Annotated in this window: 26 protein-coding genes; 18 read left to right on the top strand and 8 right to left on the bottom strand. The window is 36.2% G+C overall.

Translation table 11 applies throughout. From position 1 onward, the window contains the following. Window position 1: 1 nt before the first annotated feature. The 16 genes from EL165_RS07865 to EL165_RS07795 all read left to right on the top strand — a co-directional run bounded on the left by EL165_RS07865 (window position 2) and on the right by EL165_RS07795 (window position 11,329). Entirely contained in the window at window positions 2–778 is a 777-nt protein-coding gene (locus tag EL165_RS07865; protein ID WP_002978035.1) for an alpha/beta fold hydrolase, read from the top strand. An 88-nt stretch (window positions 779–866) separates the two neighbouring features. After that, window positions 867–1,298, top strand: coding sequence for a VOC family protein (locus EL165_RS07860; protein ID WP_002978036.1), 432 nt, complete (start codon window positions 867–869; stop codon window positions 1,296–1,298). Window positions 1,299–1,375: 77 nt separating this feature from the next. Further along, window positions 1,376–1,789 (top strand): SRPBCC family protein, encoded by a 414-nt coding sequence (locus EL165_RS07855; RefSeq protein WP_002978037.1) that lies wholly within the window; start codon window positions 1,376–1,378, stop codon window positions 1,787–1,789. Between the two features lie 35 nt (window positions 1,790–1,824). Then, on the top strand, window positions 1,825–2,064 hold the full coding sequence (locus EL165_RS07850) for a helix-hairpin-helix domain-containing protein (protein WP_041461429.1): 240 nt from the start codon (window positions 1,825–1,827) through the stop codon (window positions 2,062–2,064). 187 nt (window positions 2,065–2,251) lie between these two features. Further along, the gene (locus EL165_RS07845) at window positions 2,252–3,118 is read left to right on the top strand and encodes a VOC family protein (protein WP_002978039.1); all 867 of its coding nucleotides are present in this window, start codon (window positions 2,252–2,254) and stop codon (window positions 3,116–3,118) included. A gap of 48 nt (window positions 3,119–3,166) precedes the next feature. After that, on the top strand, window positions 3,167–4,000 hold the full coding sequence (locus EL165_RS07840) for an SDR family oxidoreductase (RefSeq protein WP_002978040.1): 834 nt from the start codon (window positions 3,167–3,169) through the stop codon (window positions 3,998–4,000). 150 nt (window positions 4,001–4,150) lie between these two features. Beyond that, the gene (locus tag EL165_RS07835) at window positions 4,151–4,579 is read left to right on the top strand and encodes an SRPBCC family protein (RefSeq protein ID WP_002978041.1); all 429 of its coding nucleotides are present in this window, start codon (window positions 4,151–4,153) and stop codon (window positions 4,577–4,579) included. A gap of 36 nt (window positions 4,580–4,615) precedes the next feature. Next, entirely contained in the window at window positions 4,616–5,074 is a 459-nt protein-coding gene (locus tag EL165_RS07830) for an SRPBCC family protein (protein WP_002978042.1), read from the top strand. A gap of 86 nt (window positions 5,075–5,160) precedes the next feature. Then, a complete protein-coding gene (locus EL165_RS07825) occupies window positions 5,161–5,619 on the top strand; it encodes a DoxX family protein (protein ID WP_002978043.1) in 459 nt (152 codons plus the stop codon). Window positions 5,620–5,790: 171 nt separating this feature from the next. After that, window positions 5,791–7,797, top strand: a complete 2,007-nt coding sequence (locus EL165_RS07820; protein ID WP_002978044.1) for a S9 family peptidase — start codon at window positions 5,791–5,793, stop codon at window positions 7,795–7,797. 167 nt (window positions 7,798–7,964) lie between these two features. Continuing rightward, window positions 7,965–8,093, top strand: coding sequence for a hypothetical protein (locus EL165_RS26475; RefSeq protein ID WP_002978045.1), 129 nt, complete (start codon window positions 7,965–7,967; stop codon window positions 8,091–8,093). A 217-nt stretch (window positions 8,094–8,310) separates the two neighbouring features. Continuing rightward, a complete protein-coding gene (locus EL165_RS07815; protein WP_232529173.1) occupies window positions 8,311–8,865 on the top strand; it encodes an RNA polymerase sigma factor in 555 nt (184 codons plus the stop codon). A gap of 11 nt (window positions 8,866–8,876) precedes the next feature. Continuing rightward, a complete protein-coding gene (locus tag EL165_RS07810; protein WP_002978047.1) occupies window positions 8,877–9,209 on the top strand; it encodes a hypothetical protein in 333 nt (110 codons plus the stop codon). A 91-nt stretch (window positions 9,210–9,300) separates the two neighbouring features. After that, window positions 9,301–9,558: a hypothetical protein gene (locus tag EL165_RS07805; RefSeq protein WP_002978048.1), complete on the top strand. Its 258-nt coding sequence runs from the start codon at window positions 9,301–9,303 to the stop codon at window positions 9,556–9,558. A 133-nt stretch (window positions 9,559–9,691) separates the two neighbouring features. Next, window positions 9,692–10,333, top strand: coding sequence for an alpha/beta hydrolase family protein (locus EL165_RS07800; protein WP_002978049.1), 642 nt, complete (start codon window positions 9,692–9,694; stop codon window positions 10,331–10,333). A 348-nt stretch (window positions 10,334–10,681) separates the two neighbouring features. Next, window positions 10,682–11,329, top strand: coding sequence for a J domain-containing protein (locus EL165_RS07795; RefSeq protein WP_002978050.1), 648 nt, complete (start codon window positions 10,682–10,684; stop codon window positions 11,327–11,329). Window positions 11,330–11,568: 239 nt separating this feature from the next. Here EL165_RS07795 and EL165_RS07790 read toward each other — a convergent pair whose 3' ends face one another. Then, window positions 11,569–12,747: a DcaP family trimeric outer membrane transporter gene (locus EL165_RS07790; RefSeq protein WP_002978051.1), complete on the bottom strand. Its 1,179-nt coding sequence runs from the start codon at window positions 12,745–12,747 to the stop codon at window positions 11,569–11,571. 423 nt (window positions 12,748–13,170) lie between these two features. Between EL165_RS07790 and gcvP the strand changes: the two genes are divergently transcribed. Next, the gene (gene gcvP, locus EL165_RS07785; RefSeq protein ID WP_002978052.1) at window positions 13,171–16,029 is read left to right on the top strand and encodes an aminomethyl-transferring glycine dehydrogenase; all 2,859 of its coding nucleotides are present in this window, start codon (window positions 13,171–13,173) and stop codon (window positions 16,027–16,029) included. A gap of 290 nt (window positions 16,030–16,319) precedes the next feature. On the opposite strand, the gene EL165_RS07780 is transcribed toward gcvP, so the two are convergent. The 6 genes from EL165_RS07780 to EL165_RS07750 form a co-directional block, all read right to left on the bottom strand. Further along, a complete protein-coding gene (locus tag EL165_RS07780) occupies window positions 16,320–16,670 on the bottom strand; it encodes a hypothetical protein (RefSeq protein ID WP_002978053.1) in 351 nt (116 codons plus the stop codon). Between the two features lie 21 nt (window positions 16,671–16,691). Beyond that, window positions 16,692–17,303 carry an REP-associated tyrosine transposase gene (locus EL165_RS07775; RefSeq protein ID WP_126358602.1) on the bottom strand — a complete coding sequence of 204 codons (612 nt, stop codon included), beginning with the start codon at window positions 17,301–17,303 and terminating at the stop codon, window positions 16,692–16,694. Between the two features lie 115 nt (window positions 17,304–17,418). Further along, window positions 17,419–18,030 (bottom strand): REP-associated tyrosine transposase, encoded by a 612-nt coding sequence (locus EL165_RS07770; protein WP_002978054.1) that lies wholly within the window; start codon window positions 18,028–18,030, stop codon window positions 17,419–17,421. A 617-nt stretch (window positions 18,031–18,647) separates the two neighbouring features. Further along, window positions 18,648–19,088 (bottom strand): hypothetical protein, encoded by a 441-nt coding sequence (locus tag EL165_RS07760; RefSeq protein WP_002978056.1) that lies wholly within the window; start codon window positions 19,086–19,088, stop codon window positions 18,648–18,650. 12 nt (window positions 19,089–19,100) lie between these two features. Continuing rightward, a complete protein-coding gene (locus tag EL165_RS07755) occupies window positions 19,101–19,841 on the bottom strand; it encodes a YggS family pyridoxal phosphate-dependent enzyme (RefSeq protein WP_002978057.1) in 741 nt (246 codons plus the stop codon). Beyond that, window positions 19,838–20,557, bottom strand: a complete 720-nt coding sequence (locus tag EL165_RS07750) for an AAA family ATPase (RefSeq protein ID WP_002978058.1) — start codon at window positions 20,555–20,557, stop codon at window positions 19,838–19,840. The genes EL165_RS07755 and EL165_RS07750 overlap by 4 nt, the downstream gene beginning before the upstream one ends. A gap of 1,181 nt (window positions 20,558–21,738) precedes the next feature. Here EL165_RS07750 and EL165_RS07745 point away from each other — a divergent pair. Further along, the gene (locus EL165_RS07745) at window positions 21,739–22,074 is read left to right on the top strand and encodes a DMT family transporter (protein WP_041461431.1); all 336 of its coding nucleotides are present in this window, start codon (window positions 21,739–21,741) and stop codon (window positions 22,072–22,074) included. Here the strand turns inward: EL165_RS07745 and EL165_RS07740 are convergent. After that, window positions 22,071–22,727, bottom strand: coding sequence for a glycosyltransferase family 32 protein (locus EL165_RS07740; protein ID WP_002978061.1), 657 nt, complete (start codon window positions 22,725–22,727; stop codon window positions 22,071–22,073). The genes EL165_RS07745 and EL165_RS07740 overlap by 4 nt on opposite strands. Window positions 22,728–22,811: the final 84 nt, after the last annotated feature.

Below are 22,811 nucleotides of genomic sequence, written 5' to 3'. Positions count from 1 at the left end.
GATGAATCCAGTAGAAAAAGGGTATAAGAAGGTTAACGGAATCCAGTTATATTACGAAATCTATGGGGCAGGAAAACCTCTGGTTCTGATTCATGGCGGAGGATCTTCCATTTTGTATGATTTTAAAGAAGTTATTGCCAGACTGGAAGGCAAATTCAAGCTGATAGGAATCGATTTACAGAATCACGGGAGAAGCGAGCACCGCTATATTCCTGAAACCTTTGAGCAGGATGCTGACGATGTTGCAGGACTTCTGGCAGAACTGAATATTGGTAAAGCGTCATTCTGGGGATTCAGCAACGGAGGAAGTACCGTAATGCAGATTGCCCACCGCCATCCGGGAATCGTTGAAAAACTGGTTGTTGCCTCAGCTTTCTACAAAAGAAGCGGAATGATAGACGGTTTTTTTGAAGGAATGCAGGAAGCCACCTTTGACTCGATGCCGGAACCTCTTAAAATTAATTTTTTAAGCCTCAATCCTGATTTTTCAAAGCTTGAAAACCTTTTTGAGAAAGACTGTACAAGAATGCAGACTTTTCAGGACTGGAATGATGAGGTCTTGTCTTCCATACAATCACCCACATTATTCATCAGTGGTGATCAGGATGTCATGAAACCGGAACATGCTGCCGAAATGTGGCGGCTGGTTAAGGGTTCCCGTTTGATGATACTTCCTGCAACGCACGGTGTTTATATGATGCCGGATTTTGACGGAAGTATTGATACCAACTTAATAGACTTTACCGTAAGGGAAGTAGAAAAATTTTTAAACCATTAAGCATTTATATTCATATTAACTTAATTAATTCTTAATGGATCAACAGTAGAACCTATTTTTTATAATTATAACTTTAAAATTTAAAATCATGGCTAAATTAAATCCGTATCTGAATTTTGATGGAACAGCTGAAGAAGCGTTCAATTTTTACAAAACTGTTTTCGGTGGCGAATTCGTCGGGGAAATTCACAAAATGGGAAATGCTCCCGGTACCGAAAATCTTTCAGAAGAAGAAAAAAACAGAGTGATGCATATTGCCCTGCCTGTTGGAAATGATCTTTTAATGGCATCTGATATTGTACCCGGATTTGGGCAGACTCTTACTGTAGGAAACAACAATTACGTATCTATTTTCCCTGATTCCAAAAGTGAAGCCGACAGAATTTTTAAAGAACTTTCTGAAGGCGGAAATGTGGAAATGCCCATTGAAGATCAGTTTTGGGGAGACTATTTCGGATGCTTCCAGGACAAATATGGTGTTCATTGGATGGTGAACTATAATGAAGAATACGCAAAATAGTACTATATTTAACTCATTATAAAAGAGGTGCCCGCTTTATGGGCAGCTCTTTGTTTAAACTTTAAAAAATCAGAACTATGGATCCAATTAAAATAGACATTACAATTTTAGCACCGGTTGAAAAGGTTTGGACTTACTTTAATGAACCCAAACATATCACGAAATGGAATTTCGCCCATGAAAGCTGGCACTGTCCTAGTTCTGAAAATAATCTTGAGGTAGGAGGTAAATTCAGAAACAGGATGGAGGCTAAAGATAAAAGCTTCGGGTTTGATTTTGAAGGGGTATATGATGAAATTATACCTCACCAGGTGATCAGATATCATATGGAAGACGGCCGGAATGTGGAAGTTATTTTCGATAAAATAGATGACAACACAACGAAAGTGATTGAAATTTTCGATCCGGAAAAACAAAATTCTGTGGAAATGCAAAGAGATGGCTGGTATGCTATCTTGAATAATTTCCACAAGTATGTTGAGAATCATTAACAATATTTTTTGTAGCCATGATCAATTTAGTTATCATGTCAAAGAGTTTAAATTCAATGTATGCTTTTAATTATGATTCCAAAGAAGAATTTCTTCACGGGGTTATAGCAATACCGGCAAGAAAGGCTCTGGAAAAAGAAAAAATAAATTCTTTGGAAAAACTGTCAGATTATTCCGAAAAAGAAATCATGCAGCTTCATGGTTTCGGAAAAAATACGATGCTTAAACTGAAGAATTATATGAAAGAGCATCAGGTATGTTTTAAAGAGGCATAATAAGTATTCAACCTGGCATTTCTAAGGTGTCATTGCAGATAAGAAATCACTTTCAGATGCAAAGACATCATATTTCTTTGCTGTTATTTATGGTAAAACTTTTCACAGCATTTTATTCGTTTTGAAACGGAATGATCCATAAGACAAAAATAAAAATACATCTATCAACCCATTTAAATATAAAGTTATGAACAACGATATTTTCCCATGTCTCTGGTATGACGGCGACGCCAAACAATCTGCAGAATTTTACTGTAATGTTTTTGAAGGAGAGATCACAGCAGATACTCCTGTTGTAATGAACATTGACCTGTTCGGACAAAGACTGATGCTGTTGAATGGTGGTCCGCATTTTAAAAAAAATCCTTCCATTTCTTTTATGGTAATCTGTGAGACGGAAGACGAAGTTCAAAAATACTGGGACAGGTTATTGGATGGCGGAATAGCCCTCATGGAACTGGGGTCTTACTCATGGAGCCCGAAATACGGATGGGTTCAGGATAAATACGGAGTAACATGGCAGTTATTCCTGGGAGAAAAAGCAAGCGACCAGAAAATAATTCCTACTTTGATGTTTATCCATGCAAACAATGGAAAAGCTAAAGAAGCGATGGAGCTTTATACGAAGACATTTCCCAACTCAAACATAGGAAACATATTAGCGTATGGAGCAGGAAGTGAGGGACATGACATTCCGGAACCGGCAGAAAATGTTCAGCATGCTCATTTTGTCATTGATAACTACAACTTATTCTGCATGGATAATTCCTATGATCATCCGTTTGATTTCAATGAAGGAATATCATTGGTGGTGATGACAGATGACCAACAGCAAACCGATCATTACTGGAATACACTGACGGCGGACGGAGGAAGAGAAAGTATGTGCGGCTGGCTGAAAGATAAATATGGCCTGAGCTGGCAGATTGTCCCTAAAAAACTCATTCAGCTGATGAACGATTCCGATCAGGAAAAAGCCTATAAAGTAGTTCAGGCTATGATGAAAATGCAGAAAATCATCATTCAGGATCTGGAAGATGCCTATAACTCTTAATGATTTCGGCGTATTGTTTGATGTGGTTTAGAGAAAAAAGATTTGCATATGAAAACACAGAACAAATCAGACTCTAAGTCAAAGGTCCCTAAAGAAGGGCTGTTTCCGGAAATTATCCGGAATGATTATCAGGGAAGCCGGAAGCTGCAAGGGAAAAAAGCAGTGATTTCCGGGGGAGACAGTGGCATAGGACAGGCTGTAGCCGTTCATTTTGCAAGAGAAGGAGCAGATGTTGCCATTATCTATAAAGAAAGTGACGACGATGCCAGAGAAACTCAGAAACTGGTTGAAAAAGAAGGGCAGAAGTGTATCCTGATCAAAGGAGATCTCACCAGGAAAACATTCAGAACAAAGTGCGCAGACAAAATTAAAGCAGAGTGGAAGAGCCTTGATATTCTGATCAACAACGCCGGAATACATACCTCGAAAACAAGTTTGGAAAAGATTTCTGATGAGCAGATTCAGGAAACGTTTGAGACCAATATCATTTCCATGATTTCGTTCACCAGAAATTTTCTTCCATTGATAGGAAAAGGAGGACGTATCATCTGTACAACCTCTGTCACAGCATACCGTGGAAGTGATCATCTGATAGATTATGCGGCTACAAAAGGAGCTGTTTTGTCTTTTATCCGGTCTCTGGCAGATAACCTCGCAGAAAAAGAAATTCTGGTGAACGGAATTGCACCCGGACCTATCTGGACCCCACTGGTGAAAGAAGCGTTTGATGACCTTGACTCATTTGGAAAAGATACTCCGCTGAAACGTGCGGGACAGCCTTCTGAAGTAGCACCAGCTTATGTTTTTCTTGCTTCAAAAGATGCAAGTTATATCACCGGGGAAATCATTCATATTAACGGCGGTGATTTTGTCGGAGGATAAGATAGAAGCCGGAGGCTGGAAGTTAGAAGTTAGAAGTTAGAAGTGATTGATCAGTAATTTCATTCACCCTCAAACTCTCTCACTCTCAAACCCTCCAACCCTCCAACCCTCCAACCCTCCAACCCATTACCACCACTTAATACTTAAAAAATGGAAAAATTATCATACGAAATAGAAATCAATGCCGAACCTGAAAAAGTATGGAGTGTCCTCTGGGGTGATATTACCTACAGGCAATGGACATCAGCTTTTACAGACGGTTCTTTTTATGAAGGAACGTTGGAAGAAAATAATATTGTTAAATTTCTTGACCCAAAAAACAACGGAATGTACAGCAGGGTAGAAAAAGTAATTCCTAACGAGGAAATAACATTTCTGCATCTGGGTGAGATTTACGATGGTATTGAAGTTCCTCAGGACTGGGGTGAGGCTACAGAAGCTTACTTCCTGAAGGAAAACGAAGAAGGAACTTTGCTGAGGACTGAGATTCAGACTCCTGCAGAATTTAAAGAATTTTTTGAGGAGAAATTTCCAAAAGCCATGTCACTTGTGAAACACCTTTCGGAAAATCAACTGTAGGAGCCGCCAAATAATACAAATCATAAAAATTAAAATATGGAAATTTTATCATACGAAACAGTAATTGATGCTCCCATGCAGAAAGTCTGGGATATTCTCTGGAGCCCTGAAACATATAGCGAATGGACCCGTTACTTTGCAGAAGGATCCGTCATGAAATCCGATTGGAAGGTAGGCGGAAAAACTTACTTCGTTAATGCCAGTGGAGAAGGCATGGTTTCTACCATAGACAGTCTTGATGAACCGAGACAGGTTGTATTCAAACATCTGGGAATGATAGATAAGGAAGGTCATGAAGATATACATAGCAAAGAAGTAATGGAATGGAGCGGCAGTTTTGAGAAATATTTCCTGATCGACTTCGATGGGAAAACAAAACTTCATACAGAGGTTCAGGTTGAAAAAGAATGGCAGGATCATCTCAATACAGGATTTACAAAAGGGCTCATGATTGTAAAAAGCCTTGCAGAAGGAGTTAGCCTTGATTCAGTATAATATAATTCAACGTTTAGAGTTCAAGGTCTCAAGTTTAAAACTGATACCTGAGCCTAATCCCTGTAACCTGCAACCTATTATCAACTATGAAACTACTTGTCATACTTTTGGGAACATGTATTCTGGCTTTGCTGGCAACTTTTCTTTTTCATGGGAAACCGGATTTAATATTTTCGGGAAACCTGGGAATGACTGTTTTTATCATCTTTACAGGCTTTTCGCATTTTAAATTCCAAAAAGGAATGGCGATGATGATCCCTGATTTTATTCCCGGAAAACTGTTTTGGGTCTATTTTACAGGGGTACTGGAAATTGCGGCAGGGATTGGCCTCATGATTCCGTCCATCCGTGAAACTACAGCTGTTTTACTGATCATTTTTTATGTATTGGTTTTTATTGCCAACATCAATTCCTCCAGGAAAAAGATCAATATTTTTAAAGCAGATTATACAGGTCCCGGGATGAAATACCTTTATTATCAAAGGATCCCCATGCAGATTATTTTAATTGCCTGGACGTGGTATTTCGGAATTTATTTACACTAAAAAAGACAGTCGGGAAAGGCTGTCTTTTTTCATATTCATAATGTTTTTTTAATTAAGTGATAGAAAATTGTAACATTTTATAGGGTTAATGTGTCTTATTGTATAAATGCACTTGATTTTATTATTTTAAAAAGGTGCTTTCAATAACTTTTAACCCTTAAAATATAAGTTATGAATCTACTGAATCCCAAAATTTTCGGTACAGCCTATATTGTACTGTCTACTATTATGATCAACGCACAAAGTTCTACTGCCAAACTGCCGGGAGATCCTACTTTGCCATCTTCCAAAGCCAATCTTGAAAAGCTTATTTCTTACGACAAGGGAAACTTTAAATACAAAGTTGAAGATTATTTTGCAAGACCAAAAGCTTCAGCATTTAAAATCTCTCCTGACGGAAAGTACCTTTCTTATAAAGAAAAAGATCAGGATAAAAAGAATCACGTCTATGTTAAAGATCTTGGTACCGGGAAAATTACCAAAGCTATTGTTGAGAAAGATGACCTCATAAGAGGTTACGGATGGCTGAACAAAAAACGTCTTTTCTATACACAGGATAGAGGAGGAAATGAAAATATTCACCTTTACGCTACAGATATAGATGGAGGCAATCAGAAAGATCTGACACCGTTTGATGGCGTAAAAGTACAGTCAATTATTCCGATAAAGGATACGGATTTCGTTGTGGTGACCATGAATAAAAACAACAAACAGATCTTTGAACCATTTAAAATCAATTTCGTTACCGGAGAAATGACCCAGCTGTATGAAAATAAAGATGTCAACAGCCCTATTGATGATTACCTTTTTGATAAAGACGGAAATCTGAGAGGATACAGCGTTCTTGAAAACGGATTAACGACAAAAACCTATTATAAAGACCTGCAGACTGACAAATTTAATCTGATCAAATCTGCAGACTGGTCTGATACCTTCAGTATTATTGAATTTAATGAAAATTCTAAAAACAAAGATGAAGCCTATGTAGTAACCAATCTGGATAGCGATAAAGCGAGGATTGTACTGTATGATCTTAAGAAAAATGCTGTGATTAAAGAAATTTATTCCAATCCGGTATATGATGTAAGCTCAATAAGTACTGCAGGTAAAAACAGAAACTATGAGCTTGATTACATCAGCTATGAAGGAACCAAAGGAGAAACGGTTCCAGTAAGTAAATTTTATAAGGAAATACATGATAAATTAAAAGCTCAGTTTGGAGACAAAGAATTTGGAATTGTTTCTTCTGATGATAATAATGATAAACTTCTGGTTATTGTAGGAAGTGATAAGCTCTATGGAACTTATTATGAATATGATACCAAGACCAAGCAAACCAAACTTCTGTATAACCTGATGCCACAGCTGAAGGAAGAAGATATGGCCGAGATGAGACCTATCGAATTTAAAAGCAGAGACGGATTAACAATCCATGGATATATTACATTACCTAAAGCAGCACTGGAAGGTAAAAAAGTTCCCTTGATTGTAAATCCTCACGGTGGCCCTCAGGGAATCAGAGACAGCTGGGGATTCAATCCGGAAGCACAGCTTTTTGCAAGCCGTGGATATGCTACGCTTCAGGTGAACTTCAGAATTTCCGGAGGATACGGAAAATCATTCCAGAAAGCCGGTTACAAACAGATCGGAAGAAAAGCAATGGATGATGTGGAAGACGGAGTAAAATATGCCATTGAACAGGGATGGGTAGATAAGGATAAAGTAGCCATTTACGGAGGAAGCCATGGTGGATATGCAACATTGATGGGACTGATTAAAACTCCGGATTTATATGCTTGTGGAGTAGATTATGTAGGCGTATCCAACATCTTTACTTTCTTTGATTCTTTCCCTGAATACTGGAAACCTTATAAAGAAATGGTAAAACAGATCTGGTATGACCTTGACAATCCCGAGGAAGCAAAAATTGCTAAGGAAGTTTCCCCGGTTTACCAGATTGATAAGATCAAAAAGCCTTTATTTGTAGTTCAGGGAGCTAATGATCCAAGGGTTAATATCAATGAATCTGATCAGATTGTAAAAGCGACGCGTGCCAAAGGATTTGAAGTTCCTTATCTGGTAAAATATGATGAAGGACACGGATTTGGAAAAGAGCCTAACAGGATTGAACTTTATAAGTCAATGTTAGGATTCTTTGCTGAAAATTTTAATAAGTAACCTATAATTTTATAATGTTTGAAACGGAAGGCTCAGGTCTTCCGTTTCTTTTTGTTATTATGACTAGGTGGGTGTTTAGATTCCTACGGAATGACAAGCTGTATGGATCAACTATCATTACAATTGTGTCATTCCGTAGGAATCTCAAATGACGTCAGAAATTGAGAATGGATAAAAAATCTTTATCATTCATCAATTACCAATTATCACTCATCAGCTTAGCCCCGATAGAAGCGGTTACCCCGGAACATGAATGGGAGAGTCTGAGGGCAGGAGTGTGGGATGTTCTGGCGTGAGGAGTATGAGCGGATAGCGGGAAAAAGCTCCCTCAAATATAAGTAATGAGTAATGAGTAATGAGTAATGAGTAATGAGTAATCCGGGGATAATTGAGAAGATAAAAAACCGATGGATAAAAGAAAAACTGAATTGTAAGAAAAATATTTTAAATTTATTAAAGTAAAACCAAAAGGCTAACCGTCATATCAGTATGGAGGTTGTCGAAAAAATAACAATGCCACAGAAGGAGAAAGAAAGCATCATCTCACAGACCGTTTCCAACTACGGAGGGAAGCTGATGTCCTATATTCGTCCCAAAGTGAAAAACACGGAGGATGCGGAAGATATTCTGCAGGAAGTGTGGTATCAGTTCAGTAGCCTTACGAATCTTTCTGAGATCGTAAACGTTGGAGGCTGGCTGTACAGGGTGACGGCAAATAAAATTACCGACCGTTACCGTAAAAAGAAAACAGAAAATCTTGAAGATTTCGTATATGAAGACGAAGACGGTGAGTTCTCTATCAAAGATATCCTTTTGATGGACGAAAGCGCAGGCCCTGAAGTAAAGATGTTTCAGGATGAAATCTGGAAAAAACTGTTTGAGGCGCTTGATGAACTTCCCGAAAAACAAAGGCTGGTCTACGTAGAAAATGAACTGAACGACAAAACCCTCCAGGAGATCGCCGATGAACAGGGAGAAAACATCAAAACCATCATCAGCAGAAAAAACTATGCTGTGAAGCACTTAAGAAACAGATTGAGAAAATTATACGAAGATTTAAAAAGTTAGAAAAAGAAATTATGAATCATAAACACAAAAAGGGTTGGATTTTTTTATTGTTATGCCCGCCATTAATTTTAGCTGCCGTTACATGGATTGTAATGATGCTTTGGAACTGTCTTCTTCCTGAGATTTTAGGAGTGAAAACAATTACTTTCTGGCAGGCAATGGGAATACTGATCTTAAGCAAAATTCTTTTCGGAGGTTTTCATTTCGGTAAAGGAATGAGAGATTTCAAGGAAAGAAAAATGAGAGAAAAAATGGCAGGTTTGTCTCCTGAGGAAAGAGAGAAATTCAAGGAAGTCTGGAGAAACAAATGCTCCGGAGGATTCTTCAACAGAAATAACGAATAATTTAAAAATTTGAAAGAAGTAGTAAAGTAAAATTAAAATTCATTCGTCTCTATAAAAAACAAGAAGTAGTAAAATTTAAAATTTTGAAAAAATGAAAAATTCAGCATTAAAAGGAGCTCTTGGAGCACTAGCCGTTGTGGGTGTAGTCTTAATTGCTAAAAAAGCCGCACAAAGAAAAAGATTTATTAAAGGTATTTTTGACGAATACGGAATCAAAGAAAAATCCCCTTTCGGACTGGCAGATAAGATCAGAGAAATGAATGATGAGGATTATCAGGAACTGAAAGGAAAGTTCAAAAAGGAATTCGGTTCAAGATGCTGCAAAAAGGATAATACCTGCGAAGCATAATCCATAAGAACTAAATTGAAATTGTTTAATTCCGGCGCGGGAAGCTTTGCTTCCCGCGCCGGAATTTTTTTATTTAAACACTTTATATAAACCTTTTTAACGCTACATTTGTATTATAAAAAGTTCGGTTATCATGAAGCTCAGGGATATTTATATTGCATTACTGTCTGTTTTCTCAATCATCATCTATGGACAGAATTCTCAGCAAAAACACTATATTTTCTTTCTGCATAATAAATTTCTGGAAGACCATTCTTTGGAGGAAAAGCATCCAAAATACGGAGTGGCAGAATATGAAGCAATACTTCATCAACTAAAGGAGAACAATACGGTTGTGATTTCTGAAAAAAGAAAAGCAGATACAGATCCTATAGTGTATGCAGGAAAGGTGAAAAAACAGATTGACAGTCTTATGAAAAAAGGAGTCCCTGCTGGAAATATTGCAGTAATAGGAACTTCCCAGGGAGGATATATTGCACAATATGTTTCTTACTATGAGAAGAATCCGCAATTAAAATTTGTGATTATTGGAGCCAGTTTTAAAGATGATTCTCTAGAAAAAGATAAAAATTTCAGATTATATGGAAGAATACTTTCCATCACTGAAAAATCTGATGACGGCCATGTTCTGATGTCGCATGAACAGAGGTTCATCAGGTCTCACATTAAAGATTTTAAGGAAATAGAACTTAATACGGGACTTAATCATGGTTTCCTTTTCAAAGCACTTAATGACTGGATTGCTCCGGCTAAGGATTGGGTTTATCGTAAATAATTACGGTCGGTCTATGACCCTTCGGTTCTTATGGTTGAAGTTACTACGAAATGATCTGGGTAATCTGCGGGAAATACCTTTAATATGAAGTTGAAATTCCTTGCTTTGCTCGGAATGACAAACTCGCCGTTGAAATTTTATCGGAGATAAAATCTTTGCGCTTAAAAAAAATATACAGATTGTTGTGAAAAACTTTGCGGCTTTGCGTTTTTCAACCAATGGATTACGAGCTATATTGAGATTGCTTCACCTTCGGTTCGCAATGACTTTCTGGTTCATACTTTCAACAAAATTTTACCGTAAACATCAAACGCAAAGAAAAATAAATCCTTATTTTTGTATTGCTCAATGAAAGATTACTATTATTTTCTCGGTATATCACAGGATGCTTCAGAAGAAGACGTCAAAAAAGCTTATCGGAAATTATCTTTAAAATACCATCCGGATAAAAATGATAACGATGACTTTTTTGCTGACCGTTTCCGTGAGATTCAGGAGGCTTATGAGACTTTGAGTGATCCGACGAGAAGACGTACATATGACCAGAATCTGGAAAGCCATCAGCGAAGTTTCAGGTATAATATTCCTCCTGCGATCAAAACGTTTACAGCGAATAAAATTCATGCAAAAAAAGGAGAGGAGATTATCATCAACTGGCAGACGAATAATGCCGATGTGGTGAAGGTATTGCCTTTCGGGTTAGAAAAGCCTTATGGAGAGAGGATCTTTAAGATCACAGAATTTAAAGACGGAAAATTCCAGCTTTTGCTTCATGCAACAAATTCTCTTTTGCACAAAACGGTTGTTCAGGGAATCACCATCACGGAAGTTTTTGAGAATGATGCTGAAAAGTTCAAAAATTCGGTGGAAGAAATGTTTAAGCCACAACCTGTAACCAGAATTAACAAATCCGGCCAGCCTAAAATTATGATGCTGATCTGGGGAATTATTATCCTTGCGATTGCAATCTATATATTGATAAAAAACTTTGACTAGCTTAAGCCATTTTTTTTCTTCCCGGGCATTTTTTACATCTTTTACCCTTCTTGAATTTTTTGCAACATGATTTCTTTTCACAGAACATCTCTTCGTTATTGAAAGAGTAAGGTGCCAAAGGCGGAACTTTAAATGGGACTATCATATTCATGATGCAAATATATTAATTTAGAATAAATATAATTAATAAATTTTCATAAAAAATTGCAGGCCTGAAAATTAGACCTGCAATTGGGGCTTTATTTAAATGAAAATGAAGTCGAAAACTGAAGCCTGAAAGCATCACTTCTCATTCCTTCAAAATTTTCTGCACTTGCGTAATTGCCTTCCATACCCATTCTCAGGTTTCTATAGGGATGATAAATAAGATTGATTGCTGCATTCTGAAAACGTTTCATAAGACTAGTCTCAATTGCGGAGCTGGAACCAACCTGTGAATAACTGTAATAAACTGTCGAGCTCCATTTAGAAGACCACCAATGTCCGTAAATTCCTAAAATATTGAACAGACTTAGCATTTCTGCTGTATTTTTTTGAGGATCAAAGACGGCATCATAGCCTTCTCCGCTTAAAACAATATTATTTCTTGCCATTCCTTTTCCGTATGAGGCCTGAAATCTGAAATCATCAAGATTTGTTATATGCTTTCTGAATGAAATCATACCTCCAAATCCTATCTTAGTATACTCATTTTCCTGATTTTCATAATTAACAGGAGAGAGCGTAGCTCCAATTTTAGCATAATCTCTGGCATTTCCATAGCGATACATACCCGTTACAACTGGAATCAGGCTTTTCTTTTTCCATTCCGGATGGTTCTTCGGTACAGTCATACTTACTTTACCAGGATCTTCCAATGAGAAGGATAGGGACTCTTTATCAGAAAGTTTTTCAGTATAACGTAGCTGTATAGATCGCAGAAACATCGCTCCGTTGGCTCCGTTAAAATCAAAAATATTGGGGAAAATCCTGATATCTGTGAAATTACTCCAGGTTTGCCCAATCAGCCATTTTTTCCATTGAAGATAACCATGCCTTAATCTTGGCGTAGTAGTCCCGTTAGGTCCGTAAAAGTCTATTTCTATATAAGCATTAACCGGAGAATCTCCGTTTTTATCTGTCTGTTTTAGCCCTAGCCCTATCTGTGATTGTCTTACACTGAAGTAACTTGACATTGAATTTTGTTGTGGAATTATAATAGAAGGAGCTACAATTCCGTCCTTAGCTCCAAATTTCTGAAAATCAAGCATAGCGTCTGCATGTACAAATCCTTTTAAATAAGCAGACCATTTCCTGCCTGAAGAATCTGGTTCTGTATCGGCAAGAGTTATTTGTGCATGGGCTTTAGTCTGAAATAATATTAAAGTCATAGTAGTGAACGCCGGCATAAAATGCCTGCTCAATCTTTTTTTCATCATTTGTGTTGTTAATAATGGATTACCCTTTATTTACTCACGTAAATTGAATTTATCCGTTAATATTTAAAGTTACACTGCTTAGGACAGTTTTTTGTGTTTCATTAATATACTTGATGCGAATGTACAAATGCTTCTGGAAATGGTGTAAGTGAAAAATTTAAGGTTTTTAATAGGTTTATAGAAGATAAAAGCTAAAAAAAAGAAGCGAAAATGAAAGGAATATTCTTTAAAATTTAATTTTTCTAAAATATAATTCATTAAACAGTGAAATAATAAATTTTATTTTTTAACATTTAAAAAAGATTTTATGCCTCAATTTTAAGAATTTTTAAGAAAATGACTGCCTATTTTCCATGTTGTGAAATCGCTTAAAAAATCGTAATTTTACGAATCTTTTTTACAAACAAAATCTAATAAATAAAAATGAATACAGAACAGTTTGTGAGCCGTCACATTTCCCTTAATGAAGCCGATAAACAGGCGATGTTGGAAAAACTTGGCGTTTCAAGTATCGAAGAGTTAATTTCTCAGACAATCCCTTCTTCAATCCGATTAGAGAAAGATCTTGAGATCTCGGAACCACTTTCTGAATACCAAATGTTGAACCATTCAAAAGAATTGGCATCTAAAAATACAGATTATACAAGTTATATCGGATTTGGATACCACAATACACTTTTGCCTTCAGCAATCCAGAGAAATATTTTTGAAAACCCTAGCTGGTATACGGCTTATACTCCGTATCAGGCAGAAATTGCACAGGGAAGACTGGAAGCTCTTCTTAATTTCCAGACTGTAGTATGTGACCTTACAGGTTTTGCACTGGCAAACGCATCTTTATTGGATGAATCTACTGCTGCTGCTGAAGCGATGCACATGTTCTTCAATAACAGGTCTAAAGACCAGAAAAAAGCGGGGGCTAACAAGTTCTTTGTTTCTGATCTTGTTCTACCTCAGACTGTTTCTGTATTAAAAACAAAAGCTGAAGGATTAGAAATTGAAATCGTAATTGGAGATCATAAAACACATCAGTTTGATGATTCTTACTATGGTGTTTTATTACAATATCCTGGTAAAAACGGAATCGTTTTAGATTATACTGAAGATATCGTAGAATATAAAAAACTTGACCTTCAGGTAGCAGTAGCTTGTGATCCTCTTGCTTTGGTTAAGTTAAAGTCTCCTGCCGAAATGGGAGCTGACTGTGCGGTAGGAACTACACAGAGATTTGGTATTCCATTAGGATACGGAGGTCCTCACGCAGCGTTCTTTGCTTGTAGAGAAGATTATAAAAGAGATATCCCGGGAAGAATCATTGGAGTTTCTCAGGACATGTATGGAAAACGTGCATTAAGAATGGCGTTACAGACAAGAGAACAACACATCAAAAGAGAGAAAGCGACTTCAAACATCTGTACAGCTCAGGTTCTTTTGGCGGTAATGGCAGGAATGTATGCTGTTTATCACGGTCCGAAAGGGTTAAACTATATCGCTGATCAGATCCACTTTAAAGCAAATGCTTTGAAAGGAGGTCTTAAAGCATTAGGATATCAGGTAGTAGAAGAGCCAATCTTCGATACGGTGAAAATCACGATGCCTGAAGAAGAGAAAGCTAAATTAGTAAGACTGATGCTGGATCACAGACTTAACCTTAACTATTTCACAGAAGGTGTTGTAAGTATTGCGATTAATGAAAGTACAACATTAGAGAAATTAAACTATCTGATGGCCTCTTTTGCTCAGTTTAAAGACAAGCAGACTTTCAAATTAGAAATCAAAGAAGGATACAGCATTCCTGAAGAAAACTTAAGAAAAGACGAGATTCTTACAGAAGAAGTATTCAATAAATACCATACGGAAACAGAATTGATGCGTTACATCAAGCGTCTTGAGAGAAAAGATTTATCATTAACACATTCAATGATTTCTTTAGGATCTTGTACCATGAAACTGAACGCAGCCACTCAGATGTTACCGCTTTCATGGGAAAACTGGGGAGCAGTTCACCCATTCGTACCTGTAAACCAGGCTGAAGGATACCAGGAAATGATCCGTGAGTTAGAGAAAGACCTGGCAGAAATTACAGGTTTTGCAGGAACTTCTCTTCAGCCAAACTCCGGAGCTCAGGGAGAATATGCAGGATTAATGGTGATCAGACAATATCATATCTCAAGAGGTGATCACCACAGAAATGTAGTGTTGATTCCTCAGTCTGCACACGGTACCAACCCGGCTTCTGCTGCTATGGCAGGAATGAAAATCGTAGTTGTGAAAAACCTTGAAAACGGGGAAATCGACTTCGAAGATCTTAAAGCTAAAACAGAACTTCATTCAGCCAACTTATCAGCTGTAATGATTACTTATCCTTCAACTTACGGTTTCTTTGATGCCAACATTAAAGAAATTACCAACCTTATCCACGAGCACGGAGGACAGGTATATATGGATGGTGCGAACATGAATGCTCAGGTAGGATTTACAAGTCCTGGAAACATCGGAGCGGACGTTTGCCACCTTAACCTTCACAAGACTTTTGCAATTCCTCACGGAGGTGGAGGTCCTGGAGTAGGTCCTATCTGTGTTGCTAAACACTTAGTACCTTTCCTTCCTTCCAACGCGAATATCAGAATCGGTTCCAAAGAAGCAATCGACGGTATTTCTGCAGCACCTTACGGTTCAGGATTGATCCTTAACATTTCTTATGCTTACATCAAAATGTTAGGAACTGAAGGTCTTAAAAAGGCTACAGGACATGCTATCCTTAACGCTAACTATCTGAAAGAAGTGTTAGCAGAGCATTTCCCGATTTTATATTCAAACGAAAACGGAAGAGTAGCTCACGAATGTATCGTAGATTTCCGTCAGTTCAAGTCTTTAGGAATTGAAGTGGCAGATGTGGCGAAGAGATTAATGGATTATGGTTTCCATGCTCCTACTGTTTCTTTCCCGGTTGCTGGTACATTAATGATTGAGCCTACAGAATCTGAAAGTAAGGCTGAAATCGATCGTTTTGCAGAAGCATTGATCTCCATCAAAAAAGAAATTGATGAAATTGCTAATGGAGAAGCAGATGCAACAAACAACGTATTGAAAAATGCTCCTCACACAGAACAACTGGTGATCTCAGATTCATGGGATAAACCATACAGCAGAGAAAAGGCAGCTTATCCGTTAGAGTGGGTAAGAGACCACAAATTCTTCGCTTCTGTATCAAGAGTAGATGAAGCTTACGGAGACAGAAACTTAGTTTGTACTTGTGAGCCAATTGAAGCTTATATGTAATCTCAGTTTTTAACTATAAAAAAATCCCTTTCAGTAATGAGAGGGATTTTTGTTTTTATAGTCATTGCGAGCGCAGCAATCTCTTTAACGCAAATGTCGCAAGGATTTTTTGACAACTAATTGTTTCAATGTTCGCAAAGGCGTTCCACTCAGCAAAGCTTAAACGATGTGTTTTTTCGGCAAATGGCGAGACTTGTATGGTCATTGTCATTGCGAGCGCAGCGAAGCAATCTCAATACAGCAATGATTTTTTATTTCCAGCTACGCAAAGTCTCCTGACTTTGAGTAAATCATTCATCATTATAATTGCTATATTTCCAAAATTCAGAACTTCTATTTACATTAATCACAGGATTTTCCGCAATTTCAATTGAATTGATTATTCCTGTGCCATTAGAATAATTAGTTGCTGAAGAATAAACGTAGTGAGTTGCTTTTGATACAATCCCTGCACGAACCGGGTTCAGATGTATATAGTTTAATTTATCCCATAGAAACTTTAAGCTGAAAATTTCTTCAGCATGATTTCCATATTGCCAAACCTGAAAATTTTTATTTCTTGAATGAGTTTCAGTAGCTTTAGCCAATCGTTCTAAAATCCAGTCTTTTCGGCTTTCAGGTTCTGTCCTCCAGCTACGCAAAGTCTCCTGACTTTGAGTAAATCATTCATCATTATAATTGTTATATTTCCAAAATTCAGAACTTCTATTTACATTAATCACAGGATTTTCCGCAATTTCAATTGAATTGATTATTCCTGTGCCATTAGAATAATTAGTTGCTGAAGAATAAACGTAGTGATTTGCTTTTGATACAATCCCTGCACGAACCGGGTTCAGATGTATATAGTTTAATTTATCCCATAGAAACTTTAAGCTGAAAATTTCTTCAGCATGATTTCCATATTGCCAAACCTGAAAATTTTTATTTCTTGAATGAGTTTCAGTAGCTTTAGCCAATCGTTCTAAAATCCAGTCTTTTCGGCTTTCAGGTTCTGTCTGCATTTTGTCTAATATTTGTTTCGCTGTAAATTTTTTAAAATCCCTGATTAGATCTGAGAGTTTTCCATCCCTTGACTGTACAATAAAATGTAAATGGTTACTCATGATGACATAACCATATAGAATCATTCCTTTATTTTTGATACAGAATTCTAAGCATTCTATAATGCTATCCCGATATGTTTTCCGGGTAAAAATATCTATCCATTCAATAATCGTGCAAGTTAAGAAATGAGGTCTATCCTGATCTCTGATAACATATCCTTCTTTCATATTTGGTTTTTATCAAAGATAATTAATAGAGTTGTAAATTATATAATTTTTAAGGTTTGATGTTCCTCAAAGTCAGGAGACTCCAGCTACGCAAAGTCTCCTGACTTTGAGTAAATCATTCATCATTATAATTGTTATATTTCCAAAATTCAGAACTTCTATTTACATTAATCACAGGATTTTCCGCAATTTCAATTGAATTGATTATTCCTGTGCCATTAGAATAATTAGTTGCTGAAGAATAAACGTAGTGATTTGCTTTTGATACAATCCCTGCACGAACCGGGTTCAGATGTATATAGTTTAATTTATCCCATAGAAACTTTAAGCTGAAAATTTCTTCAGCATGATTTCCATATTGCCAAACCTGAAAATTTTTATTTCTTGAATGAGTTTCAGTAGCTTTAGCCAATCGTTCTAAAATCCAGTCTTTTCGGCTTTCAGGTTCTGTCTGCATTTTTTCTAATATTTGTTTCGCTGTAAATTTTTTAAAATCCCTGATTAGATCTGAGAGTTTTCCATCCCTTGACTGTACAATAAAGTGTAAATGGTTACTCATGATGACATAACCATATAGAATCATTCCTTTATTTTTGATACAGAATTCTAAGCATTCTATAATGCTATCCCGATATGTTTTCCGGGTAAAAATATCTATCCATTCAATAATCGTGCAAGTTAAGAAATGAGGTCTATCCTGATCTCTGATAACATATCCTTCTTTCATATTTGGTTTTTATCAAAGATAATTAATAGAGTTGTAAATTATATAATTTTTAAGGTTTGATGTTCCTCAAAGTCAGGAGACTTTGCGGAGCGTGGGTGATATTAATATGTAGAGCTGAAGATTTGTACCAAATTCTTTTTAATGAAAACAAAATCACCTCCAGAAAATCTGGAGGTGCTTAGTATTTAAATTCAGGTTTTTTATCTTCGTTTAAAGCTATACGCCAGCAAAATAGCAAAGCCCATAGTAACGCAGGTTATAATTGAAATGGTTTCAATTGAAATTCCACTTTTCATCTGTGTGTTTTCTTTTTCACATGAAAAAAAGAATAATAATGTCATAAACAGACATACCGATAGTAATTTTTTATTCATAAATGTATTTGTTTGGTTACGAAATATTTACATCAAAAACTATACCGGATTTGTAGACTAAGGAATAGGTTTATTGACTTGTCCTTTCAGTTAATACCTGCATTAATGAGTAACAAAGGTTTTCTTATTAATAACCCTTCGGCAGGCTCAGGGTGACAACCCGAATACCAACCGAAATTTTTAAGCGTTGTCAGGCTGAGCCTGTCGAAGCCAGTATTTACTAAAGAGATAGGTTTTTACTGCTTAATTTTCGTTTAAATTTTTGGAAACGTTATCTATTACCAAAATATAATGACAATAATGAATAATAATACCGGCAATGAAAAGTAGAGAAGCTATTATTATCTCAGTAGTCAGGTGATGTAGGATAAAATGCAGGATCAGAAAAAGTGCAGCGGAATAGATCAGGGAAAATAGTATAGAATACAATGCTTTTGTTTTGTAGGTAAGAATTCTTGTATTTTCGTTGTAGTAAAAGTATTCTTTGCCAGGTGAGAAAACTAATGGAGATTTGTTTGCAAAATCAAGTTTAAACATTTTGTTTTCACCTATGATGGTGCCGTCAGCAGGAACAATATAAGTTAAGCCCCTTTCTGTAATTGAATGACATACTACATCAGTGACATTTTTAAACGTTTTGCTATCTTTTATTTCTCTCTCAAAAGTATAAGTAAATGGGAACATAGAGTTTTAAGCTTAGTTATTTGTTTTTCCTTCATCCCAATAATAGCTGTCCGGGTAGATTCTTGCTCCGAAAACGGCAGTTCCCACCCGTACAATAGTGGCGCCTTCTTCAATAGCTGTTTCCAGATCTCCGCTCATTCCCATAGAAAGCTCTTTCATCTCTACGTTGGGAATGTTTTCACGGATGATGTCCTGCTGAAGATTTTTCAGGATTTTAAAGCATGCTCTTACTTTATCGGTCTCAGCACTGAATAAGCCGATCGTCATCAATCCCTTTATCTTTAAAGTAGAGTAGTTGGAAATCTTTCGGGTAATTTCAATAGCTTGATCAGGATTAACTCCAAATTTGCTTTCTTCATTGGATGTATTCACCTGAATCCAAACATCCATTGTTCTGTTTTCAGCCAGAAGTCTTTGATGAAGTTTTTCTGCCAGTTCAAGACGATCCAGAGACTGAACGCAGATGACATCGTATTTCAGGATATCTTTAATTTTATTGGTCTGAAGATGGCCTATAAAGTGACTTTCATGAGGAATGCTCTTTAGATCTTCATATTTCTCCTTCAGTTCCTGCACTTTATTTTCTGCAATTAAAGTGTATCCGTTTTCAAGAGCAATTTTAATACGGTCAGGCGGAACAGTTTTGGTAGCGAGTAATAATTTTACATCATCAGTATTCCTTCCGGATTGTTCACATGCCTTTTTTATTCTTTCATTGATAGCGGCGAGGTTGTGGAGAATATCGTCTTTCATGATGGGATGGTTTCTCTGGCTTCAAGTTTTTTGATCAAAGCGGATTTGACAGCCGTCAAAGCATAGTCTTTCGCTTCAGCAAAAGAAATAGAATACTTTCTTTCAACGCTTCTCATATCTTCAGGAAACTGGGCTAATAAATGATCGTAGTACGTATCAAGAATTTCGTCGGAAGGCATTTCGTAATTAATTTTTAACTGAAAACGTCTTAAAAGGGCAGTGTCAATAATCTCAGGATGATTGGTGGCACAGATGAGAAGTGCATTTTCAGGATAATAATCTATCAACTGAATGAGGGTATTAACGAGTCTTCTCATTTCGCCTACATCCTTATCATCACTTCCTCTTGCTTTCCCGATCTGATCCAGTTCATCAAGAAAAAGTACAGATCTTTCCCTTGCAGCCTTGTCAAAAATCATTTTAATATTCTGTGACGTTTCTCCAATGCGGGACGAAACGATATTGCTCAGGTTTAAAATAATGATATTTTTTTCCAGAGCGTTGGCAACGGCCTTTGCCGTCATGGTTTTTCCGCATCCGGAACTTCCTTCAAGTAAAATCTTATGGTTAACCGGAAGGCCGTATTCCTGTAATTCTTTAGCGTAAGTATGCTCTTTGATAAGCTGTACAAGCTGTTCTCTGTTGCCGGCATTGAGGAATACTTCGTTAAGATTTACCTGTTCTTTATCCTGAATAATAAGGTTGTACAGATTCATGATGATTTAATGATTATTGAATACACAAAGATAAAGCTTTACAGCATGCAAAAAGAAATCCTGAATCATAATAAACATCTGGTCCAGCGCATAGATGAATAATGAATGATGAATGGGATCAGTGGTTAACGAACAAACCAGCATATTCTTTACAATCTTCCTGAAGATCTGTGAAAATCTGCGAAATCTGCGGGAAATACACCTCTACGTTTTTACAGGACGCAACATAAAAAAAATAAAGCCAGACTTACGACCGGCTTTATTCATTTGGATATTAAAATTTGTTATGAAACTAAGATCTTTCTGCTTATGTTTTTGGACCCTTTTACCCGATGGGTAAAAGAGTGATCTGATCTCTCAGATTAAAAACATAAAACAATATAATTAGTATAGATATTCTATAGGCTTGCTTTATTTACTATTAGTTTCTTTCTCTTCTTACTGTCATGAAATATGAAGTAATTACTACTAAACCTGTTGCGATACCGATATAAGTTATCATTTTGTATTATTTTTAATTATTTGACTTTTTTTTATTAATTTTTCAATTGCAATATTACTACTTTCAAATCATGTGCCAAAGTAAAATATTATGATGTTTATCAGTGTGTTACGGTGATTTGCCTTTGTGTTATGGTGATGTTTTGTTTATATTAAATTAATGTATTATTGAAAATTTATTAATATTTTTATTATTCTTTCTGTAAAATTTTATGAAAACGTTAATCGTTTCCTGACTTCTATATTGGACTTGATAAAACAAATAATAAATAATGCCTTGCATAATATCGTTTTTAGATGCCGTTTTTGGCAGTAGATTTTTTCATGTGAAATAGATTTTGTGTTAAGAAAACTTATTATTGGAGATAATTTTTTGTGCCGGAATTTTTGTCAGCTGTGACATTTCCTGATATATAGAATAACTAATGATATGACACAACTGGTTAATAATGAAGCGTAATGGCACATTTTTTCCAGATCAGTCAAATATCACGGAAAAAAGAAAATAACTAAGAATAAGGCACATAAATAATTTTATGTGCCTTTAGAAAGTATTATTGTTTACTGATATTTTTAAAATCAATATAGGAAAGCGAATTGTCGTTAGAGTAATTATATTAATTGTTCTCATTTTGGAATTCCCCGAAGGCTTTCACTATTTTTGTACAAAGAATGAATTTATGGGACGCAGTTATATTTTTCTTGCCCTGGCAATTATATTTGAGATCATTGCTACCTCTTTCCTGAAAAAATCTGAGGAATTTTCCAGACTATGGCCATCTGTTGTAACGGTGATAGGATATGCCTGTGCTTTTTATTTTCTCAGCCTCACCCTTCGTCAAATTCCTGTCGGAATTACCTATGCCATCTGGTCCGGAGTGGGAATTGTCTTTATAACTATAATCGGTGTTATTGCATTCAAACAGGTTCCGGATCTGCCAGCCATAATTGGTATTGCCCTGATCGTACTCGGAGTGATTATTATTAATGTATTTTCAAAAATGGGAACTCATTAAAAAATAATTTCCTGGTGCTTTTGCATCTGCTTCCAGTGCTTAGATCTTGTTTTGTATAAGAAAAACTTTCCCAGTTTATATTTGAACTTTAAATATCCGCGGAACTCAATACCGTCAAATAATGTAAAGGGAGTATCCGGATTTTCTTCTAAAGCCTGCCTGATGCCATTGCTGAATACAGTAGGTCCTGTGGTAGAATGTATATCATGAGGATAGCGGTGAGTATTGATATTATCCATCATCAACTCCAGTGTTTTCTTTAGAAAAGGATGATTCTTATTGAAAATAAGTGCCCATTGAACATACAGATTTTCATGTCTTTCTACACTGATTACTGCTTCATCATTATCCTTAATTAATTTTCTGAACGGCTTAATAATACTGCTGTCCACATCCAGATATACACCTCCTTTCTTATATAGTACGGCATATCTGAAAAAATCAGCTTTTGCGGCACCAATCCTCAGCTTGCGATAAGTTTCAATATAATGAGGAGGGAATTCTTCTTCAAGGAAATTTTCTATATCCTGATCATCATAAAAGTAATAGTCATATTCAGGATTTTTTCGTTTCATATTCCAGATATGATAACGCGTAATGAGAGGAAGTTTTTTAGTTATAAAAGTCTGAAATATCTGTTTGGGTACAGCCATATTCTATTTTTAGTAAGTTCTTATATTAAAATCCTGAAATCATTTTCATAAACCATTTGCATGAGAGGTAATAAGTTTTTCATG

Origin of the sequence: Chryseobacterium gleum (assembly GCF_900636535.1) — a bacterium.
In the GTDB taxonomy this organism is placed as follows: Bacteria; Bacteroidota; Bacteroidia; order Flavobacteriales; family Weeksellaceae; genus Chryseobacterium; species Chryseobacterium gleum.
The sequence above is the reverse complement of the archived record's forward strand: the minus strand, read 5'-3'. Positions and strand labels throughout refer to the sequence as shown.

What these genes read in the sequence shown, in the direction of transcription:
- EL165_RS07760 (WP_002978056.1), bottom strand. Translation starts at nt 19,088, where the DNA reads ATGTTCCCATTTACTTATACTTTTGAGAGAGAAATAAAAGATAGCAAA.
- EL165_RS07820 (WP_002978044.1), top strand. Translation starts at nt 5,791, where the DNA reads ATGAATCTACTGAATCCCAAAATTTTCGGTACAGCCTATATTGTACTG.
- EL165_RS26475 (WP_002978045.1), top strand. Translation starts at nt 7,965, where the DNA reads ATGGATAAAAAATCTTTATCATTCATCAATTACCAATTATCACTCATC.
- EL165_RS07860 (WP_002978036.1), top strand. Translation starts at nt 867, where the DNA reads ATGGCTAAATTAAATCCGTATCTGAATTTTGATGGAACAGCTGAAGAA.
- EL165_RS07850 (WP_041461429.1), top strand. Translation starts at nt 1,825, where the DNA reads ATGTCAAAGAGTTTAAATTCAATGTATGCTTTTAATTATGATTCCAAA.
- EL165_RS07865 (WP_002978035.1), top strand. Translation starts at nt 2, where the DNA reads ATGAATCCAGTAGAAAAAGGGTATAAGAAGGTTAACGGAATCCAGTTA.
- EL165_RS07825 (WP_002978043.1), top strand. Translation starts at nt 5,161, where the DNA reads ATGAAACTACTTGTCATACTTTTGGGAACATGTATTCTGGCTTTGCTG.
- EL165_RS07855 (WP_002978037.1), top strand. Translation starts at nt 1,376, where the DNA reads ATGGATCCAATTAAAATAGACATTACAATTTTAGCACCGGTTGAAAAG.
- EL165_RS07795 (WP_002978050.1), top strand. Translation starts at nt 10,682, where the DNA reads ATGAAAGATTACTATTATTTTCTCGGTATATCACAGGATGCTTCAGAA.
- EL165_RS07770 (WP_002978054.1), bottom strand. Translation starts at nt 18,030, where the DNA reads ATGAAAGAAGGATATGTTATCAGAGATCAGGATAGACCTCATTTCTTA.
- EL165_RS07830 (WP_002978042.1), top strand. Translation starts at nt 4,616, where the DNA reads ATGGAAATTTTATCATACGAAACAGTAATTGATGCTCCCATGCAGAAA.
- EL165_RS07800 (WP_002978049.1), top strand. Translation starts at nt 9,692, where the DNA reads ATGAAGCTCAGGGATATTTATATTGCATTACTGTCTGTTTTCTCAATC.
- EL165_RS07790 (WP_002978051.1), bottom strand. Translation starts at nt 12,747, where the DNA reads ATGATGAAAAAAAGATTGAGCAGGCATTTTATGCCGGCGTTCACTACT.
- EL165_RS07755 (WP_002978057.1), bottom strand. Translation starts at nt 19,841, where the DNA reads ATGAAAGACGATATTCTCCACAACCTCGCCGCTATCAATGAAAGAATA.
- EL165_RS07840 (WP_002978040.1), top strand. Translation starts at nt 3,167, where the DNA reads ATGAAAACACAGAACAAATCAGACTCTAAGTCAAAGGTCCCTAAAGAA.
- EL165_RS07740 (WP_002978061.1), bottom strand. Translation starts at nt 22,727, where the DNA reads ATGGCTGTACCCAAACAGATATTTCAGACTTTTATAACTAAAAAACTT.
- EL165_RS07845 (WP_002978039.1), top strand. Translation starts at nt 2,252, where the DNA reads ATGAACAACGATATTTTCCCATGTCTCTGGTATGACGGCGACGCCAAA.
- EL165_RS07835 (WP_002978041.1), top strand. Translation starts at nt 4,151, where the DNA reads ATGGAAAAATTATCATACGAAATAGAAATCAATGCCGAACCTGAAAAA.
- EL165_RS07815 (WP_232529173.1), top strand. Translation starts at nt 8,311, where the DNA reads ATGCCACAGAAGGAGAAAGAAAGCATCATCTCACAGACCGTTTCCAAC.
- EL165_RS07745 (WP_041461431.1), top strand. Translation starts at nt 21,739, where the DNA reads ATGGGACGCAGTTATATTTTTCTTGCCCTGGCAATTATATTTGAGATC.
- gcvP (WP_002978052.1), top strand. Translation starts at nt 13,171, where the DNA reads ATGAATACAGAACAGTTTGTGAGCCGTCACATTTCCCTTAATGAAGCC.
- EL165_RS07750 (WP_002978058.1), bottom strand. Translation starts at nt 20,557, where the DNA reads ATGAATCTGTACAACCTTATTATTCAGGATAAAGAACAGGTAAATCTT.
- EL165_RS07810 (WP_002978047.1), top strand. Translation starts at nt 8,877, where the DNA reads ATGAATCATAAACACAAAAAGGGTTGGATTTTTTTATTGTTATGCCCG.
- EL165_RS07805 (WP_002978048.1), top strand. Translation starts at nt 9,301, where the DNA reads ATGAAAAATTCAGCATTAAAAGGAGCTCTTGGAGCACTAGCCGTTGTG.
- EL165_RS07775 (WP_126358602.1), bottom strand. Translation starts at nt 17,303, where the DNA reads ATGAAAGAAGGATATGTTATCAGAGATCAGGATAGACCTCATTTCTTA.